11 protein-coding genes and 1 tRNA gene are annotated in these 19,508 nt (G+C 62.1%); 11 read left to right on the top strand and 1 reads right to left on the bottom strand.

What is annotated here, in order from left to right:
• The first annotated feature begins 84 nt into the window (after positions 1–84).
• From QF092_RS06030 to QF092_RS06005, 6 genes are all read left to right on the top strand, one after another.
• On the top strand, positions 85–8,955 hold the full coding sequence (locus QF092_RS06030) for a peroxidase family protein (RefSeq protein ID WP_281468556.1): 8,871 nt from the start codon (positions 85–87) through the stop codon (positions 8,953–8,955).
• 471 nt (positions 8,956–9,426) lie between these two features.
• Positions 9,427–11,220, top strand: coding sequence for a type I secretion system permease/ATPase (locus QF092_RS06025; protein ID WP_420026503.1), 1,794 nt, complete (start codon positions 9,427–9,429; stop codon positions 11,218–11,220).
• Positions 11,221–11,320: 100 nt separating this feature from the next.
• A complete protein-coding gene (locus QF092_RS06020; RefSeq protein ID WP_281465874.1) occupies positions 11,321–12,394 on the top strand; it encodes a hypothetical protein in 1,074 nt (357 codons plus the stop codon).
• A 112-nt stretch (positions 12,395–12,506) separates the two neighbouring features.
• A complete protein-coding gene (locus QF092_RS06015) occupies positions 12,507–13,826 on the top strand; it encodes an HlyD family type I secretion periplasmic adaptor subunit (protein WP_281469795.1) in 1,320 nt (439 codons plus the stop codon).
• 272 nt (positions 13,827–14,098) lie between these two features.
• Entirely contained in the window at positions 14,099–14,749 is a 651-nt protein-coding gene (locus tag QF092_RS06010) for a LuxR C-terminal-related transcriptional regulator (RefSeq protein WP_281468554.1), read from the top strand.
• 38 nt (positions 14,750–14,787) lie between these two features.
• Complete coding sequence (locus QF092_RS06005) at positions 14,788–15,186, top strand: response regulator (protein ID WP_281468552.1); 399 nt, start codon at positions 14,788–14,790, stop codon at positions 15,184–15,186.
• A gap of 137 nt (positions 15,187–15,323) precedes the next feature.
• On the opposite strand, the gene QF092_RS06000 is transcribed toward QF092_RS06005, so the two are convergent.
• A tRNA-Ser gene (locus QF092_RS06000) sits at positions 15,324–15,413 on the bottom strand.
• Positions 15,414–15,616: 203 nt separating this feature from the next.
• On the opposite strand from QF092_RS06000, the gene QF092_RS05995 reads away from it, so the two are divergent.
• The 5 genes from QF092_RS05995 (at position 15,617) to obgE (ending at position 19,493) form a co-directional block, all read left to right on the top strand.
• Positions 15,617–16,540 (top strand): DUF2059 domain-containing protein, encoded by a 924-nt coding sequence (locus QF092_RS05995; protein ID WP_281468550.1) that lies wholly within the window; start codon positions 15,617–15,619, stop codon positions 16,538–16,540.
• 195 nt (positions 16,541–16,735) lie between these two features.
• Positions 16,736–17,194: a 50S ribosomal protein L21 gene (rplU, locus tag QF092_RS05990; RefSeq protein WP_281468548.1), complete on the top strand. Its 459-nt coding sequence runs from the start codon at positions 16,736–16,738 to the stop codon at positions 17,192–17,194.
• Positions 17,195–17,207: 13 nt separating this feature from the next.
• Positions 17,208–17,477: a 50S ribosomal protein L27 gene (rpmA, locus tag QF092_RS05985; protein WP_281468546.1), complete on the top strand. Its 270-nt coding sequence runs from the start codon at positions 17,208–17,210 to the stop codon at positions 17,475–17,477.
• A 230-nt stretch (positions 17,478–17,707) separates the two neighbouring features.
• A complete protein-coding gene (locus QF092_RS05980; RefSeq protein ID WP_281468544.1) occupies positions 17,708–18,268 on the top strand; it encodes a GNAT family N-acetyltransferase in 561 nt (186 codons plus the stop codon).
• A 202-nt stretch (positions 18,269–18,470) separates the two neighbouring features.
• On the top strand, positions 18,471–19,493 hold the full coding sequence (obgE, locus tag QF092_RS05975; RefSeq protein ID WP_281468542.1) for a GTPase ObgE: 1,023 nt from the start codon (positions 18,471–18,473) through the stop codon (positions 19,491–19,493).
• Positions 19,494–19,508 lie beyond the last annotated feature (15 nt).

Here is a 19,508-nt window from a genome sequence, read left to right as displayed (position 1 = left end):
AAATGCCTTCCACATGCCAAATCCCCCGCATCGGCATGGCAATTGAGAATGCTACTGCTTATCACATTCGCATAGGAAGATATCATGGTGACCGTCAATCGGAACGACCTGCAGTTCATCCTGCAGCAGATCAAGATCGCTGAAGCTGACGCACGCGGTGAGCCGCTGCTTGGCAACCTGATCCCGACGAGCGAACTGCCCTGGGGGCTCCGCCGAGTTGATGGGAGCAACAACAACCTGAACGCGGATCAGGGGACCTATGGGGCTGCGGCGCAGGAGTTTCCGCGTGCGACGACGCCGAGCTGGGTGAATGAGGGCGATGACGGGATGGCCTTTGGCCCGCCGATCATGCAAAACGGCGTGCCGGTCGATTTTGGCTTTGCAGCCGATGGTGTTCCCCCGGGCTACATCCCGCTGAACAACGGCCTTGGCCCGAACGGGACCGATCTGCCGGCGACCTATCTGTCGAACAATGACTATGCGCAGCGCTTCCCGAACGATCCGACGCTGGGGTCGCGTGCGATCCAGGCGGGCGACGTTGTGGACGCCGATCCGCGCATCATCTCGAATCTTGTGGTTGACCAAACCTTGAACAATCCTGTGGCGCTTATCTCTGCGTTTCAGATTGCAGGTCACGACGACCCCTATGCGGCGGCGGCACTGATCCAGGATCACTATTCCAACTACAAGATCGCGGTTGCCGCTGGAAGCATGGCTGATGCCGAGGAGCTGAAGTCGCTCATTCTGGCTGAGCTTGATCAGGCCGGCTTGCCCTATGAGGCGAGCCTGAACGGCGATCTTACGAAGCTGACGATTGTGGTGCCGAACGTGGCGCCGGATGAAGGGCTGTCGGCCCCCTTCAACTCTTGGATGACCTTCTTCGGTCAGTTCTTCAGCCACGGCCTCGATCTGGTTCAGAAGGGCGGCTATGGCACGGTCTATATCCCGCTGCAGGAAGATGATCCGCTTTACAATCCGGCGTCACCCAACACGAACTTCATGGTTGTGACGCGGGCCACGCTGAATGAGAACGGCGAGGCGATGAATGCTGTCACGCCCTTCGTCGATCAGAACCAAACCTATACGTCGCACCCGTCGCATCAGGTGTTCCTGCGGGAATATGTGCTGGTCGACGGCAAGCCGGTTCCGACGGGCAATCTGCTGAACGGCAATACCGAGTCCGGTGGCGGGATGGCCACCTGGGGCGATGTGAAGGCGCAGGCGCTGAACATCCTTGGCATCGAGTTGAACGACCTGAACGTCCATTCCGTGCCGCTGCTGGCGACCGACCCCTATGGCAACTTCATTCCCGGTCCGAACGGCCTGCCGCAGATCGTGAAGGTGGTGGGTGACCAGCGGGTGCTGGTAGAGGGCAATATTGACGCCCCGGTCAGCACGATCGGCGCCGTCTCGGCGGGCGTGGCGTTCATGGATGACATCGCCAATAACGCCAACCCCGGCTTCTTTGACCCGGATGGCCCCGGCCCGCTGGGTCTGGTCCAAAAGCTGCCGGACAGCGATAGCACCGTCAGCGTGGCGACGGATCGTCAGCCGACGGGCACCTATGACAATGAACTTCTCGACGCGCATTACATCGCCGGGGATGGGCGTGCGAACGAGAATATCGGCCTGACGGCGGTGCACCATGTGTTCCATTCCGAACACAACCGCCAAGTCGATCTGATGAAGACCATCCTCATCAATGATGCGAAGGCCATTCTTGCGGAAACCGGTGACGTCCTTGCTGCAACCGAGTTCTTGAACGAGTGGCTGGCGGTTCCGGTGACGACTGCGGCGGATTTGTCTGATGGCGCGATCAACGCTTTGGCATGGAACGGCGAACGGCTGTTCCAGTCGGCCAAGTTCGTGACCGAGATGCAGTATCAGCACCTTGTCTTTGAAGAGTTTGCCCGCAAGGTGCAGCCCTTCGTGAACGTCTTCGTGAACTATGACGGCGTGCTGGACCCGGCGATTGTCAGCGAGTTTGCGCACACGGTCTATCGCTTTGGCCATTCGATGCTGAACGAGACGGTGGATCGCTATGACGCGGCTTACAACGCCGATCACATCGACCTGATCTCGGCCTTCCTGAACCCGGTGGCATTTGCCGAAAGCGGGATCGATGCCGACGCGGCTGCGGGTGCCATTGCGCGTGGTATGACGCGCCAGCGTGGCAACGAGATCGACGAGTTCGTGACCGAAGCGCTGCGCAACAACCTTGTGGGCCTGCCGCTGGACCTTGCGGCGATCAACATCGCCCGTGGCCGGGAAACCGGCGTGCCGTCCTTGAACGAGGCGCGGGCGCAGTTCTTTGCCGGCTCGGGCGACAGCCAGATCAAACCCTATGAAAGCTGGTTCGACTTCGCGATGAACCTCAAGCATCCGGCTTCGATCATCAACTTCATCGCGGCCTATGGCACCCATGAGACCATTGTCGACGCAGAGACCGTGGAAGCGAAACGGGATGCGGCCACGCTTCTGGTTCTGGGTGGTGAGGGTGCGCCCACCGACCGTATGGACTTCCTGAATGCGACCGGCGCCTATGCGGGTGGTGATCTGGGTGGTCTTAACAAGGTCGATTTCTGGGTCGGCGGTCTGGCCGAGAAGAAGATGGTCTTCGGCGGCATGCTGGGATCGACCTTCAACTTCGTCTTCGAAGTGCAGCTTGAGGCGCTGCAGGATGCGGACCGGTTCTATTACCTGTCCCGCCTAGCGAACCTGAACCTGACGGCGCAGATGGAGAACAACAAGTTCTCTGAAATGATCCACCGCAACACGGATGCCACGCATCTGCCGGGCGATGTCTTCTCGACCCCTGATTTCTTCATCGAGGCGGACCAGTCCAAGCAGTTCAATGCAGAGCTGGGAGGGGCAGACCCGACGGAGGGTGGCGATCCGATCCTGTCTGCGATGATGCCGAAAGTCATCCGGGTGGATACCAATGGAGACGGGATCAGCGAGTCTGTGCGCTTCACCGGGGCCGAGCATGTGGTCATGGGCGGCACGGATGGCAATGACATCCTGATCGGCGGCAAGGGTGACGACACCTTCTGGGGCGATGCCGGCAATGACCGCATGGAAGGCGGCGAAGGCAACGACTTCTTCTTCGGCGGTGACGGTGACGACATCATCACGGACGAGTTCGGCGATGACGAGGTCCGTTCGGGCGCGGGCGATGACGTGGTCACGGCGGGGCAGGGGATCAACCTGATCATCACGGACACCGGCAGCGACTTTGTCTGGGGTGGCCCGGATACCGACGATATCTTGCTTGGCCAAGACAATGACTTTGCCCATGGCAGCATCGGCGGTGGGATGATCATGGGTGGGGAAGGAAACGACTGGCTGGAAGCCGGCGGTTCCAACAACCTGCTTCTGGGCGACAATGGTGACCTTGTTCAGGGTCTGCCGATCAAGCGCAGTGTCGACAGCCCGATCGTGGGCCATGACGTCCTGATCGGTGGTCCTGGCAATGATGATTTCGATGCCGAAACCGGTGACGACATCATGGTGGGCGGCAGCGGCACGAACAAGTTCTTTGGTCAGCTGGGCTTTGACTGGGCCAGCCATGCCAACACGCCAGAAGGCGTCACGGCTGACATGCTGAACCGCCTGTTCGCCCCACCGGCGGTGGCGGCTTCGCCTGCGACGGTTCTGGATCGCTATTCCCAGACCGAAGGCCTTTCAGGGTCGGCCCATGCCGATGTCTTGCGCGGCGACGACCAGACCGACCTTACCGTCGACCATGCGCTTCTGGATCAAAATGTGTCGCTGATCAATGGGATGGACGCCTTCCTCTCGGGTGTTGATGAGACGGGCGAGGTTCGTTTCAGCGCAGGCAACATGATCCTCGGCGGTGGCGGGAGCGACCTTATCGAAGGCCGGGCGGGAGATGATTTGATCGATGGTGATCACTTCATCAGTGCCAAGATCCGTGTCACGCCGGAGAACGGTGATCCTGCCTACTTCGTGTCCAGCATTGCCGAAATCCAAGCCAAGATGTTCACCGGTGAGATCAAGCCGCGCGAACTGAGCATCTGGCGCGAAGTGGCGGACGGCGGTGCGGCGGGTGATGTCGACGTGGCCGAATATTCCGGCAACCTCGCCGATTACACGATCGAAGGCCTTGACACGCTGACCGGCTCGGCGACCGACCTTGATGGGGACGGCTGGATCACGATCACCGACACCCGTGCCGGTGGCACCGATGGTGTGGACCGCGTCAATAACATCGAACGTGTCCTCTTTGCCGATGGCACGATCAAGATCGCGGAGCACGAAAACCGCATCGCCGAAGGCCGTGTCACGGTTCTGGCAAATGGTGTGGCCACGGCCGATGGTCAGCCCGTCGGGGTAGCCGGTCAGGTGCTGACGGCATCCATGGCCACGGTAAGGGATCGCGACAATATCTCGGTCGATAACGCGACGGGGACCATCGATGCCGGGGTCGAATACCGTTGGCAGGTCGAAACGGCAGCAGGCAGTGGCATCTTCACCGATATCCTGCGCATCGTGGCCGACAACTTCACCCCGATGACTGGTGAAAGCTACACGGTGTCGGCGGCAGAGGCCGGACTTGCGATCCGTGTCGTGGCCCGGTTCAAGGATGCCGACGGCGCTATCGAAACCGTCTATTCCAACGCCAATGAAGGCGGTAACCCGCCGGAGCCGATCCCGGCCACCGGGGCACCGATCATCAGCGACACGACGCCGACGGAAAATCAGGTGCTTTCGGCCGATACGACCGCGATCGCCGATGAAAACGGACTGGGCGCCTTCTCTTATCAGTGGCAATCCTCAGCTGACGGCGTGACCTGGGCGAATATCGACGGGGCGACCGCGGCCACCTTTGCACCTGCTCAGGCGGAAGTCGGATCGGTTCTGCGCGTGGAAGTGAGCTTTACCGATGGGATTGGCACTCGCGAAACACTCTACTCGGCTGCGACGGAAGTTGTCGGGGATCGGATCGACGGAACCAATGCTGGCGATCTGATCGACGGCACGGTTGGCGCCGACCTGATCTTTGGAAACAACGGTGCTGATACGATTGCCGGCGGTGCAGGTGCCGATACCGTGGATGGCGGTCTTGGACTTGATCGGATTGATGCCGGTGAAGGAGACGACCTCATCATTTGGAACGCAAATGTTCTTGGCACGGCAACCGATGGTCGAGACATCATCAATGGCGGTGCCGGGATCGATACGATCCAGATCACCACGCGGGCATTCGCGGCGGAAACCTACCGCATCTATACCCGTGACGCGGCGATTGCAGCAGGGATAACCCCCGGTGCCAACACGGAGATTGTCATCACCCGCAACGGGACTGACAACGAATCCCGTATCCTGCAACTCGACAATATCGAAGAGATCGTGATTACGGGTCCGCTTGGCGGCGCCATCGATGTAACGGCTCCGACGGACGGCGCGCCTGTGGGTGGTACGGCGAATGGCGACAGGGTCATCGTGATCGGTGATTTCTCGACCACGAGCCTTGCGCTGAACACGATCACGATCAACGGGTCGGATCAGGATGACGAGGTGGATATCTCGGCGCTCAGCTCTGCGCACCGGATCGTCTTCCGTACGGCTGGGGGGAATGACACGGTTGTTGGCACGCTGCGCCCGCAAGACGTCATCGAAGTCCCTGCCGGGACTGATCCTGCAGACTATGTGGCGATGGATAATGGCAACGGCACGGTGACCATGTCGAACGGCACGCATTCCGTGACCTTCACAGGAGCCATCGATGCTTTGCCCGTCCTGTCTCCGGAAGGGACCTACCATCATGATGGTGGTGCTCCGTCTGCGGGCGACACGGGTGGTGTTTTGTCGCCTGCGCCTTTGCTGACGTTGAATGATGCTGCGGGGCTTTTGGATCTTGTGCGTGGCATCAACCCGGATGGGAATGACGATGCGGCCAATGCATTGGGTGTTCGCACTTTGACGGGTGAGGGCAACAACTTTGCCGACCCGACGCTGGGCGCGCATGGGGAACCCTTTATTCGCATCACGCCGAACCGGTCGGGCACGCGTGAGGAAGGCGGGGTCAACAACGCGGTCAACCCGATCTTTGACGGGCTGGATGCGCGCACCATCTCGGACATCATCGGCACGCAGGAAGAGGGGCTTGCCCCAAGCGCGCAGGCCAACATCTTCTTCATGGCCTTTGCGCAATACTTCGACCATGGGCTGAGCTTCATCCCGAAGGGGGGGGCAGGCACCATTCAGATCGGTGATGTCGGCATGGGCGCCCGCGCCCAGAACCCGGCCGACCTGACCCGCGCCTCGGTGGTGGGCTTTGATGAGGATGGCGCGGCACAGCACCTGAACATCACCTCGCCCTTCGTGGATCAGAACCAGGTCTATGGCTCCACCAGCATGATCGGCCAGTTGCTGCGCGAAGGCGACGGGATGGGCGGTCTGGGGGCACGCGTGATCCTTGGGGCGGAGGATCCTTCGGCCCCGGGCTACAAGCTGCTGCCCACGCTGCGCGAGGTGCTGGAGCATCACATCGAGAATGGAACGGTCTTCCAGGGCAGCGATCTGCCCAATGGTGGCCAGACCCTGCTTGAGTTCTATCCGACGCTGAAGAATGAGGATGGCACCTATAACACTGACGTCGTGAAGGCGCTGACCGCGAACTTCATGGGCGAAGGCCAGCCTTTGATCCTTGATGCCAACCCCTTCATCAACCTGCTCGACCATGTCGTGGCCGGTGACGGGCGGGTGAACGAGAACATCACGCTGACTTCGATGCACACGATCTTTGCGCGCAACCACAACTATCATGTGGAGCAGCTTGAAGGTCTTTATGCCTCGAATGGCACGGTACTGACGGCGGAGGAACTTTTCCAAGCCGCCAAGATCGTGAACGAGGCCGAGTATCAGCGTGTGGTCTTCACCGAGTTTGCCGAGAAGCTGCTTGGCGGCGAGGGAATCCGTGGCGAAGGCGATCATGGCTTCACCGAATGGAACCCGGATACGAATGCGGCGATCAGCCAGGAATTCGCCTCTGCGGTTTACCGGTTTGGTCACACCATGATCGGTCAGACCATCTCGGTCAGCAATGCAGATGGGACGGTGTCGCAGGTGTCGCTCTTTGATGCCTTCCTCAACCCGACCAATGCCGAAGGGGCCTTCACGCAAAGCCTTCAGACGCTGGCGCAATACGGCTATGTCCCGCAGCCCGGCTATCTGCAAATCGGCGCGGCCTCGGTTCTTGAAGGCATCGCGGGTCAGGCGGCCGAAGAGGTGGACGTGAACATCGTGGACGGTGTCCGCAATGATCTGGTCCGGGTCAGCGCCGACCTTTTCGCCTTCAACGTGGCCCGTGGCCGCGATGTGGGGCTTGGCACGCTGAACCAGGTGAAGGCGGCGCTTCTGGACTCGGAGAGCCCCTATATCCAAGAGGCGCTCAGCTTCGTGGATGCGGGTCTTCTGCAACCCTACACGAGCTGGGAAGACTTCGGCGCGCGCAACAACCTGTCGGAGGCGGTGCTGACCCAGTTCCGTCAGGCCTATCCTGACCTTGTCTTGGAGGATCAGGCGGCTGCGGATGCCTTCTCGGCACTGAACCCCGAGATCGCCTTGGTCGACAATGGCGATGGCAGCTTCACCGTGAAGGGCATCGACCGGGTCGATCTCTGGGTCGGTGGTCTGGCCGAGGCCAAGGTGAACGGCGGGATCGTGGGCTCCACCTTCTGGGTGGTGATCCATGAACAGCTTGACCGTCTGCAGGAAGGTGATCGCTTCTACTACATCGACCGACTGGAGAACTTCGACCTCTACCAGAACTTCGTCGAGGGCCAGAGCTTCGCCGATATCGTGATGCGCAACACCGGCCTGACTGGGCTGGATGAGCGGATCTTCGAAGTGTCGGATGAAGACAATGGTGCAGGCGCCGGGACCGGCGGTGACGACACCGGTGTCGATGCTGGAAACGGCGATGCGCAAGCGCCTGGTTCCGAGACCGGGGATGCCGCCGAGAACGGGGCAGAAACCGTCTCGCCCGATGACGGAGCGAGCGGGTCCGAGGGCGAAGCGTCGGGCGGCCATGATGATGTCGCCGATGACGAGGCCGAGGATGCCGATGACGACGCTCCGGGCGCGGGTTCGGGCAGCGGCACGGGGTCGGGCACTGGCACGGGCACTGGGACGGGCGGCGGTGTGCCGGTTGTTGACGGTGTGGTGCTGATGCCGGGGTCTGCGGCGGGTGTCATGGTCGGCGATGCCGGTGATGACGTGATCGTCGGTGGCGAAGAGGGCGATGCCCTCCTTGGCAAGGGCGGATCGGATATCATCCTTGGCAATGGCGGCAATGATGTTGCGGTCGGCGGCAGCGGTGGTGACGTGATCGAAGGCGGCGCGGGTCGTGACGTTCTTCTGGGCGGCGAAGGGGATGACGTCTTCCTCGCGGCGTCTGGGGATGGGGCGGACATGCTCTTCGGTGGTGACGGCAGCGATACGCTTGACCTCTCGGCCCTGACCGAGGATGCGGTGATCGATCTGGGGGCCTATACGGCGATCGGGACGGCGCGCATCGGCGGTGTGACCGATCACCTTGTGGGGATCGAGAATGCCACCGGCGGGATGGGCAATGATGTGATCAAGGCGTCCTTGTCGATCAACGTGCTGACGGGCGGGGATGGCGATGATGTCTTCGTCTTCGTCTCGGCCGGCACGGCGGATGGCGACGTGATCACGGACTTCCGTCCGGGCGACAAGATCGACCTGTCGGGGATCGACGCGATGGTGGGCATGAATGGCAACCAGGCCTTCGAGCTGGCCGGTCAGGGCACGACGGCGGCGGGCAGCCTGGTGATCCGGGAGGTTGCGACCGAGAACGGGGTGGACACGATCATCGACGGGTTCACCGACGGTGACGCGGATGCCGACTTCTCGATCACGCTGCGCGGGGCGCATACCCTCGACAGCTCGTCCTTCAACTTCTGATGACAATCACCCCCGGCCGGGCAACCGGCCGGGGGCCACTCATCCCTCATAACGCTCTAAGGAATGTGCAAGATGCAGGTATTGGATGACCTCGCGCACCTGAACAACCTGATAAAGGAATGGGAAGAGGTAGGTAAGGTGGACTTGGATGATTGGAATGCAGATTTGGTGATGTCGCTCATCTCCTGCAATCCAGACTTCCGGAGGAGGTTCCTGTCCCTCTTGGAACAGAGGCTCAGTGGACCGCTTCAATAGGGATCACTCGGTCCGGCAAGGGAGCACCCCGTCCCGGACCAATCCCGAAATTGGACCTTAGTCCAAAAGACGATCAGACGCAGAGCCAAAGCAATCCGCCACCCCTGCTGGCATAAAGGTGGGGTTGGCGCGTTCGTCGCTTCCCGAAACTGGAAAGCAAGCGGCACTTCAGCTGGTTTTTTGTTTACCCACCGCGATTACGCATGAGAGGCAGTTATGGCGCATCCGATGTCGAGTGCAGATCCTTTGGCTTTGCGGAAGGCGCGTTCGTTGTTGAACGCGGACTTGGCGCGGTATGGTTGGGCGTTGTTTGGGATTTCTGGTTTGATCAGCGTTTTGGCGCTGACGGGTTCGTTTTACATGTTGCAGGTATATGACCGGGCGTTGACGTCTGGCTCGGTACAGACGCTGGCGTTTTTGTCGATTTTGGCTTTGGCCTTGTACATGGTTCAGGGCGGTTTTGACACGATCCGGAGCCAGGTTTTGGTGCGGATTGGGGCGCGTCTGGACCAGCGTCTTGCGCCTTTGTCGCACAAGGTTGCGATTGACATGCCGCGCTATGGGTTTTCGACGACGGAGGCGCTGGAGCGGGGCCGGACGGTGGACACGCTGCGGAACTTTTTGGGCTCGCAGGCGCCTGCTGCGATTTTTGATCTGCCCTTTGTGCCTGTGTTTTTGGTGTTTGTGTATCTGCTGCACCCTGTTCTGGGGGCAGTGACGCTGGGTGGCGCGGTTGTGCTGGCGCTTTTGACGATGCTGGCAGAGTTCAAGTCGCGGGATTTGGCCAAATCGGCGCAGCGTGCGCTGGTGGTGCGCAATACGATCTCGGAATCCAACACGCGCAACTCGGAAAGCCTGATCGCGATGGGGGCGACGGGGCGTGCGGTGGAACGCTTTGCGGCGGCCAACCGTCAGCATCTGGACCTTCAGACGCGGGCCTCGGACATCACCGGGACGATGGGGGCGATGTCGCGAGTGCTGCGGATGCTCTTGCAATCGGGGCTCTTGGGTCTTGGGGCGTTCTTCACGATCCAGGGCGAGCTGTCGGCGGGGGCGATCATCGCGGTGTCGGTGGCCTCGGGTCGGGCGCTGGCGCCGATCGATCAGGTGATTGCGAACTGGAAGGGGATTGTGTCGGCGCGGCACGCTTGGACGCAACTGCGCGACACGTTGGTGGCGCTGTCGGCGGAGAAGACGCCGGTGATGCTGCCCTCGCCGACGCAATCCTTGCGGGTTGAGAACCTGACGGTGGCCTCGCCTGCGAATGGCCGGGTGCTGTTGTCGGAGGTGAGCTTTGAATTGCAGGCGGGTCAGGCGCTGGCGATCGTGGGCCCGTCGGGCGGGGGCAAGTCGACGCTGTTGCGGGCGCTTGCGGGTGTCTGGCCGGTGCTGCGCGGGTCGATCCGCTATGATGACGTGGACCTTGCGCAATGGGACCCGTCGCGGATGGGCGAGATCATCGGCTTTTTGCCGCAGGAAGTGGGTCTCTTCAACGGGACGGTGCGCGAGAACATCAGCCGCTTTGACACGAACAAGGACACGGATGCGGTCTACAAGGCGGCGGTGGCGGCGAATGTGCACAAGATGATCGCGGGCCTGCCCGAGGGCTATGACACCGAGGTGGGGGCGCTGGGGACCGCGCTTTCCGCCGGGCAGCGCCAGCGGATCGGACTTGCGCGCGCGCTTTATCAGGACCCGTTCGTGGTGCTGCTGGATGAACCCAATGCCTCGCTTGATGCGGTGGGGGAGCGGGCGCTGAACGATACGATCAAGGCGATCCGGGCGCGTGGCGGCATCGCGGTGATCGTGGCGCATCGTCCGAGCGTGCTGGCGGCGGTGGATATGGTGGCGGCGGTGCATGCCGGTCGTCTGGCGGCCTTTGGCACGAAGGAAGAGGTTTTGGGCAACCGCGACGGCAAGGTGGTGGCGCCCACCACGGTGGCGGGCAGCGATCAGATCAACCTCGGCCCGGCCGAGCGCGAGTTGCAGGCTGCGGCGAATGCGAACTGAGGCGGCAGGCTGAGGTGGGGCCGCGGCCCCGAGTGACGGATGGGGCGCAACACGCCCAGCCAGAACAGACAGCAGGAACGGACAAAGGAAGGAGGCGGAGATGGAAATCAAGACCAAGCACCGCAAATCGGCCGAGGCGAACAAGCCGAAGGGGCGCGCCCTCTTCACCTTGGCCGAACGGAAGGAAGCCCCCTTTGCGGCGATGTTCGCGGCGCTGACCTTGACGCTTGCGGCCTATGTGAAGACGGCCTTTGGCGGCACCGCCCAGCCCAGCGACCCGACCGACCAGCCCGTCGACCGTCAGGCTGCCGAACAGGTGTCGGCCCCACGCCATCCGGGGATGGAGGAGGCTGCGCCGCCGGTGGAATTTGCGGAGCTGGACGAGGGTCAGCCGCTGATCACCGGCTCGCTGCCCGGTGAGGATGGCGATATGGGCCGCATCGGCCGCGGGCCCGGACAGCTGGATCTGTCGCGCTTCTTCCCCGATGCCGACCCGACGATGGACATGCCCGACCTCTATCTGGCCGACCGGCCCGAGATCGCCACGGCGGCGCTGCCCTCGATGTTTGGCACCAGCGGCAGCCTGCCGCTGATCCCCGGTGCCCCCGGCGGTGGTGCGGGGGGCGGCACGGGGGGCAGCACGGGGGGCGGCGCGCCCGGCAATACCGCTGGCACGGGCACGGGCGGCAATGGCCCTGGCGGGAATGGCCCCGGCGGGAATGGCACGGGCACGGGCGAGGACGATGCCACGGGCATCGTGGGCATCAGCTTCCAGGACCTCTTTGCCCAGCTGGCCTCTGTGGTGCGGCCCTTCCATGCCACCACGGTGCGCGACATCTCGAACCTCGCCATCGGCGATTGGGTCAGCCAGCACGAGCTTTACAAGCTGCGCGGCGGCGAGACGCGGCCCGATCTCGACACCGCCTATCTGGCCCGCGAAGAGCGCACCTATGACCTCGTCTCCAACCCGGAGTCGAAGGCCGCCTTCATCGAGGAATACTTCCCCAGCCTCGATACCCCGGGCAACAGCACGATGCCCGAGGCAAGCCTTGCCGAAGGCCCGGTGACCACCGCCTTCCTGACCGCCAATGGCATGGCAGGCGACATGAGCAATGACACGGGCCTCCAGCCCGACCCGCTTTTGGCGACCGATAGCGTGACGGGCCTCTTGTGATGGCGGCCCATCTGTCAGGCCCCGCGCGGGCCTGACGGACCCCGAACCCTCCTCCTCCCCCCCCTCCTCGGGGACCTGCCTGCAGGCCCCCGCCAAGCACCGAGTGACGAAGATGATGTCGATGGCCTCCAACCTGCCCTATCCGCCCGATCCGACCGCCGCCTTCTCGTTGCGCGGCCGCCTGATCGCCGCTGCAACGCTGACCGCCTTCCTCGTCGGGGGCATCGGCTTCTGGGCCGCGACCGCGCGTCTGGATGCCGCCGTGATCGGCTCGGGCTCCGTCCTTGTGAAGAGCGATGTCCAAAGCGTGCAGCATGTCGATGGCGGCACGCTGAACCAGATCCTCGTCGCCGCCGGGGACGAGGTCACGGCAGGCCAGCCCGTCCTCATCCTCGACACCTTCGAGCTGGAAACCCGCATCGGCATGCTCTCATCCCAATTGATGGAGGCCGAGGCCCGCGCCGCCCGCCTTGCCGCCGAACGCGACGGCAGCGAGATGGTGCTGCCCACGAGCTTTGACGCCGCCAATCCCGAGGCCGTCCGCATCCTTGAGGGCGAGCGCCGCCTGATGGAGGAAAACCGCCTCAACCGCGAGGTCCAGCTGACCGCCCTTGATCTGCAGGCCGATCAACTGCGCTTTGACACCGAAGGCCAGACCGCGCGCCGCCAATCGGTGGCCGAGGAACTGGCCCTTGTCGAGGCAACCTATGCCCGCTTCGACAAGCTGCAAAAGGCAGGCTCCGTCGAAAAAAGCCGCCTCGACGAGATCCTGCGCGACCTCACCCGCATGCGCGGCGAAATGGGCGAGATCAACGCCAACCTCGCCCGCAACGAAACCCGCCAGACCGAGATCACCCTCGAACGCGACCGCCTCATGGCCACCGCAAAGGCCGATGCCCATCGCGAGTTGCGCAGCCTCGAACCCCAGATCACCGACCTGCGCCAGCAACTGACCGCCGCCCGCGAGAAAAAGGACCGCGCCGTCCTGCGCGCCCCCGCCACAGGCACCGTCAATGAGGTCAATGTCTCAACCCTCGGCGAGGTCATCCCGCCCGGCAAGACACTCGTCACCGTCGTGCCCAGCGAAACCGACCTCATCATCGAATTCCGCATCTCAACCACAGATATCGACGCCATCGAACCCGGCCAAAAAGCACGCCTGCGCTTCCCAACCTTCAACCAGCGCATCACGCCCGAAATCGACGGCATCGTCGAAACCATCGCCGCCGCAGCCGTCATCGACCCCCAAACAGGCCTCAACTATTACAAAGCACGCGCCAAAGCGACCGGAAACCTCGATGACCTCGGTTCCAGAGGCCTCGTCCCAGGAATGCCCGTCGAAGTCTATATCCCAACTCAAGAACGCGTCGTCCTCTCATACCTCATACAACCCGTCCTCGACCAAATGAACCGCGCTATGCGCGAGGAATAAACGGGAAGGGCTTGGCCTTTAGGGGCAAGCCGAGGGATGAAACGGCATCTTGAGTGAAGCTGCCAGTTGAAGAATTGCATCCCAATGGCCAAACAAGGCCATTGGGATGTTTTTCTATTCCATTTGGTATTTCCGAATGAGATCGGAGTCATTTGCACAGAGTCACGGTCGGCTTGAGAAATACGAAAAACAATTGTTATTCTAGCCAAAAGCCAAAAAGGCATCGAGAGCAGATCAATCGTCAAGACTTACGTATCCAGCCATGACGAAAGATGGAGGCAAATTTGCGAGCAACTGTTTTTGTCTGTGACGAACATCCGATCATACATATCGGTCTTTCGGCCTGTCTTCGGGACGACGCCGATATTGTGGTTGTCGGTGCCGGCGCATGGTCCGAGGAGACGGTGGAGGCGGCGGCAAACTCCAATCCCGATGTTCTGATCTTTGACCTCAATCAGACCAAAGAGGGCAAGGCCCGCTTGCGGCGCTTGAACAAGGCATGCCCGAAGACAAAACTCCTTATTTTCACGGGTGATTCCGAGTTGGAGGATACCGTGGACGCGCTTCAGGCCGGGGCGTCGGGCCTGATCACCAAATGGGGCGATCCCGCACAGGTGCGGCTTGCGGTTTCGCGTCTGGTGCGCGGGGATAATTATCTTGAGCCCAATGTCGCGATGCAGGTGATAAGCGCGTTGAAAAAGGCCGAGGACCGTCGTCGTGAATTGAGTTCGATGCAACTGACCTTTCGCGAAGAGCAGGTTCTCAAATGTCTGCTGAAAGGCGCAACAAATTCGCAGATCGGTGAAAGCCTGAATATCAGCGAGAAAACCGTCAAGCATTATATTGGCTGTCTGAAGGACAAGTTCAATGCAGCGAACCGGCTTGAAGTTGTTCTGAGCGCCCAACGCTATTCCTTCGCCTGAATGCCTCGGCAGTTCAAAAAGCAGAGCGGGAGACGCGCATGAATATCCTGATCGTTGACGACGATCTTACCAATCGCCTTGTCGTTCGGTTGTTGATGGAACTGCGCGGGTTCTCGATCTTGGAGGCGGATGGAGGCCATGAGGCCGCGCGTGTTCTTCATGACGACAGGGTCGATGCCGTTTTCATGGATATCCATATGCCGGAAATGGACGGCTACGAGGCCACGCGTATGTTGCGACGTGGTGTTCTGGGGGAGCGGATACCTGTCTTCGCGCTGACCTCGGCGACTTCTGAAGAAACGCGCCAGCGTTGCATTGAGAGCGGCATGAACGGCTTTATCCGGAAACCCTTTGATGCCGGCATGGCGGAGCAGGTCCATCACGTCCTAGAGCAGTGTGCTGCCGGAGTGGACGATGCGAGCTGGCTTCTTGGCTAGGTGATGAACCGACAAGCGCGCTTGCTTTTGATCGCGCGCGGGGTTTGACCCCGCCAGTGACCCGAACGTCTCTTGTCGTTTGGCTTTTGCGTGCCGCCGACGAAAGATCAAGGACGTATGACATGTCTTTAGGGATGTGGCGGAGAGGGTGGGATTCGAACCCACGGTAGGCTTGCACCTACTCCGGTTTTCGAGACCGGCGCGATCGACCACTCCGCCACCTCTCCGTGCGCTTGGGGGTCGTTTGTGCGGCGGTGTCTAGCGGGGTCACGCGGGGCTTGCAAGGCCGATTTCGAGGATGGCGGGGGGATTTTCTGGGCGGATGAGGCGCAGGCTCGCGCAGATGTGGGGGCGGGTGGCTTGGCAAGCGGGGCGGCTTTCCTTAGCTGTGGGCAGAGGCGGTCTGCGTTCAGGAAAAGGAGAGGCTGTTATGGCGGATGCGATGGAGGCCAAGGCGATCGGGGTGCTGGGGCGGGGCGTGGCCCTTGCCGCGCTGATCGGGGTCTTTGGCGCGCAGGCCGTGCCGCAGCGGGCCATGGCGCAAGAGGGCGGGGCCGCGACGGAGGTGCAGGCCGAAGCAGCGGCGATCCGTCCCGAAGTGGCCACCTTGATGGAGACGATGCGGATCGGGGATATCGTCGCGCTGCTGCGCGAGGAGGGGATCGATTACGGCCGCACGCTGGAGAATGACATGTTTCCCGGCGCGGGCGGTGCGGGATGGGAGGCGACCGTCGGTCTGATCTATGACGGGGCGCGGATGCAGGCGGCTTTTGGCGCGTCGTTGAATGCCGCTCTGGACGGGCAGGGCGAGGCGACGGAAGCGGCGCAGGCGTTCTTTGGGTCTGACCTTGGCCAGAAGGTGCTGGGGCTGGAGATCGAGGCGCGGCGGGCGCTTTTGGATGATGTGACCGAAGAGGCGGCCAAGGTTGCTTGGGAAGAAATGGCGGCAGAGGGTGGCACACGGGTCGATCTGCTGGAGACCTTTGTCGCGGCCAATGATCTTGTCGAATCGAATGTGATGGGGGCGTTGAATTCCAACCTGGCCTTCTACAAGGGTATGGCAGAGGGCGGCGCCTTCGGGGATGACATGACCGAAGAACAAATGCTGTCGGATACCTGGGCGCAGGAGGGGGAAATCCGCGCCTCGACCGAGAACTGGATCTTCCCCTATCTGGCGCTGGCTTATGGGCCTTTGTCGGATGAGGAATTAGGCCAATATATCGACTTCTCGAAAAGCGCGGCGGGGCAGGCGTTGAATGTGGCGCTGTTTGCCGCCTTTGACGATGTCTTTACCCCGGTGTCGGGGGCGCTGGGTTTGGCGGTGGCGCGGCAGATGCAGGGGCAGGATATCTGAGCCCGCGCGGATTGCGGGATCGGGCTTGACTTCGTTTGGGCTTGCCCCGATAAGCGCGCATCCCGGCGAGGCGCGAGTCTGGCCGGGTTCGTATTTTCATGACGCCCGTGAGGGCGCGCTGTCCGAGGCGGGGAAACCCCGGAACGCCTGAGAGATCGGGGGCCACAGGGCGCGGAGCAAGGAAGAGGAAGACCCATGTTCGCGGTCCTGAAGACCGGTGGCAAGCAATACAAGGTGCAGGCGGGTGACGTGCTGCGCGTTGAAAAGCTGGCTGCCAATGCTGGTGACAAGATCCAGTTCAACGAGATCCTGATGGTGGGTGGCGACACCGTGACCGTCGGCGCGCCCACCGTGGCGGGCGCCGGCGTCGTGGCGGAAGTCATCGACCAGATCAAGGGCGAGAAGACGATCCACTACGTCAAGCGTCGCCGCAAGCACAGCTCGCAGCGCACCAAGGGCCATCGTCAGCAGCTGACGCTGGTCCGCGTGACCGAAGTTCTGGCTTCGGGCGCCGAGAAGTCGGGCGTGGCCGCTGCGACCGGCACGGCCGATGCGCGCCGCGCCGCCCATAATGCCGAAGCGGCCCCCGCTGCTGCCGAGGCGACTGCGAAACCGAAGCGCGCCAAGAAGGCCGCTGAAGCCGTTGCGGAATAAGGAGTAACACCCCATGGCACATAAAAAGGCAGGCGGTTCTTCCCGCAACGGGCGCGACAGCGCCGGTCGTCGTCTGGGCGTGAAGCTTTATGGCGGTCAGGCCGCCATCCCGGGCAACATCATCGTCCGTCAGCGCGGCACGACCTTCTTCCCGGGTCAGGGCGTCGGCATGGGCACGGATCACACGATCTTTGCTGTGGCCGAGGGCAAGGTGGCGTTCAAGAAAGGCCTCAAGGGCCGCACTTTTATTTCGGTTCTCCCCGTTGCGGAGGCAGCCGAGTAAGCCGAACCTTTACATTCGGAATGTAGATGGGGGATCGGCTGAAAGGCCGGTCCCCTTCCTCATTTCCGGCCCCGTGGCCCGGAGTTGGGGCGGGAGGAGAGAAATTGGCCGGGCCTTCGGGGCCGGTCATGGAAAGGTCGGAATGCGGGCTCAATTCCCTGGCAAGACGGCCGTAACCACTTGAACGGGGCGGATGCGCCCCCGACATGCGCTTCATCAGGAGGGAAGCCATGATGCTGGACAAGATCGCCGCACTGCCCGAAGGGGCCATTGCTGCCGGACGTTTCGTGCTGCGCCCCGTGCGCAAATCGGATGCCGGTCTCTTTGCGATGTATGCAGGTGACAAACGCGTGGCCGAGGCGACGCGATCCATTCCGCATCCGCTTCCCCCCGGCGCGGCCGAGGCCTTTGTCACGCGCGCGATGCAGGCGGGCGGGGATGAGGATGTCTGGGTCATGGACGGCGCGGCCTCGGGCCTTGCCGAAGTGCTGGGCGTGATCAGCCTGAAGCGGATGGACGAGACGAAATGGGATCGCGGCCAATCCGAGATCGGCTATTGGGTCGCGCCCGCCTTCTGGAACACGGGGTTCGCCTCGGAAGCTGTGCGGGCGCTGATCGCGGCCAATCCGCAGGGCAGCCGGACAATCTTTGCCGAGGTGTTTCAGGACAACGCGGGATCGGCGCGGGTCCTGACCAATGCCGGGTTCCAGTATCTGGGCGATGCCGAGACATTCTCGGTCGCGCGCGGCGCCCGCGTGCCGACCTGGACCTATATCCGCAAGCTGGATTGAGGGCAGGCCGGGGGGGCCATCCGGCCCCCCCGGACCCCCCTCTACCTTCAGGCCCTGACTTGGCGCTGGGGCCGGGCGTTTCTTTTTGAGTATTTGGGCCAAGATGAAGGGGCGTTTGGCGGGAAGGCTTGAGCCTTTGGCCTTTGTCCACTATCGCCTTTTGCAATGTCGCCTGTGGCGATCCTGATGAAAGCCGGATGAGATGAAATTCCTTGACCTAGCCAAAGTCTATATCCGCTCGGGCGGCGGCGGGGCGGGCTGCGTTTCGTTCCGGCGCGAGAAGTTCGTGGAATTCGGGGGGCCTGACGGGGGCGATGGCGGTAATGGCGGGTCGGTCTGGGCGGAAGCTGTCGAGGGGCTGAACACGCTGATCGATTTTCGCTATCAGCAGCATTTCTTTGCCAAGAATGGCCAGCCCGGCATGGGCAGTCAGCGGACCGGGAAATCGGGTGAGGATATCGTCCTGAAGGTGCCGGTGGGGACCGAGGTCATCGATGAGGATGAAGAGACGGTGATTGCCGACCTTGTCACCGTGGGGCAGCGGGTGCTGTTGGCCAAGGGCGGCAATGGTGGTTTTGGGAACCTGCATTTCAAGACATCGACCAACCGCGCGCCGGGGCGGGCCAATCCGGGGCAGGAGGGGGTGGAGCGCACCATCTGGCTGCGGCTGAAACTGATTGCAGATGCGGGACTTGTGGGCCTACCCAATGCGGGGAAATCGACTTTCCTTGCCGCTGTGTCGAATGCCCGGCCGAAGATCGCGGATTATCCCTTTACCACGCTGATCCCGAACCTTGGCGTCGTGGGCGTGGACGGGCGGGAATTCGTGATGGCGGATATTCCGGGCCTGATCGAAGGGGCCTCCGAAGGGCGGGGGCTGGGGATGCAGTTTCTTGCGCATGTGGAGCGGTGCAAGGTGTTGTTGCATTTGGTGGATGGGACATCGTCCACCATCACCAAGGATTACCGAACCATCGTGCATGAGTTGGAGGCCTATTCCGAGGTTCTGGGGGACAAGCCGCGGATCTTGGCGCTGAACAAATGCGATGCTTTGGATCAGAAGACGATCACGACGCGGAGGAAGGCGTTGGAGAAAGCGTCGGGCGGGCGCGTGCATGTGATTTCGGGTGCGGCGGGGATGGGGTTGCAGGATGTGCTGCGCGCCATCTATGCCGAGATCCAAGGGGCGGAGCCGGAGAAGGAGACGGGGCCGTGGCAGCCGTGAGCGGGGTGCGCGGCG

Source organism: Fuscovulum ytuae, assembly GCF_029953595.1.
GTDB classification, from domain to species: domain Bacteria; phylum Pseudomonadota; class Alphaproteobacteria; order Rhodobacterales; family Rhodobacteraceae; genus Paragemmobacter; species Paragemmobacter ytuae.
This window is presented reverse-complemented; position numbering and strand designations above follow the sequence as displayed.

What these genes read in the sequence shown, in the direction of transcription:
- QF092_RS06030 (WP_281468556.1), top strand. Translation starts at nt 85, where the DNA reads ATGGTGACCGTCAATCGGAACGACCTGCAGTTCATCCTGCAGCAGATC.
- QF092_RS06025 (WP_420026503.1), top strand. Translation starts at nt 9,427, where the DNA reads ATGGCGCATCCGATGTCGAGTGCAGATCCTTTGGCTTTGCGGAAGGCG.
- QF092_RS06020 (WP_281465874.1), top strand. Translation starts at nt 11,321, where the DNA reads ATGGAAATCAAGACCAAGCACCGCAAATCGGCCGAGGCGAACAAGCCG.
- QF092_RS06015 (WP_281469795.1), top strand. Translation starts at nt 12,507, where the DNA reads ATGATGTCGATGGCCTCCAACCTGCCCTATCCGCCCGATCCGACCGCC.
- QF092_RS06010 (WP_281468554.1), top strand. Translation starts at nt 14,099, where the DNA reads ATGGAGGCAAATTTGCGAGCAACTGTTTTTGTCTGTGACGAACATCCG.
- QF092_RS06005 (WP_281468552.1), top strand. Translation starts at nt 14,788, where the DNA reads ATGAATATCCTGATCGTTGACGACGATCTTACCAATCGCCTTGTCGTT.
- QF092_RS05995 (WP_281468550.1), top strand. Translation starts at nt 15,617, where the DNA reads ATGGCGGATGCGATGGAGGCCAAGGCGATCGGGGTGCTGGGGCGGGGC.
- rplU (WP_281468548.1), top strand. Translation starts at nt 16,736, where the DNA reads ATGTTCGCGGTCCTGAAGACCGGTGGCAAGCAATACAAGGTGCAGGCG.
- rpmA (WP_281468546.1), top strand. Translation starts at nt 17,208, where the DNA reads ATGGCACATAAAAAGGCAGGCGGTTCTTCCCGCAACGGGCGCGACAGC.
- QF092_RS05980 (WP_281468544.1), top strand. Translation starts at nt 17,708, where the DNA reads ATGATGCTGGACAAGATCGCCGCACTGCCCGAAGGGGCCATTGCTGCC.
- obgE (WP_281468542.1), top strand. Translation starts at nt 18,471, where the DNA reads ATGAAATTCCTTGACCTAGCCAAAGTCTATATCCGCTCGGGCGGCGGC.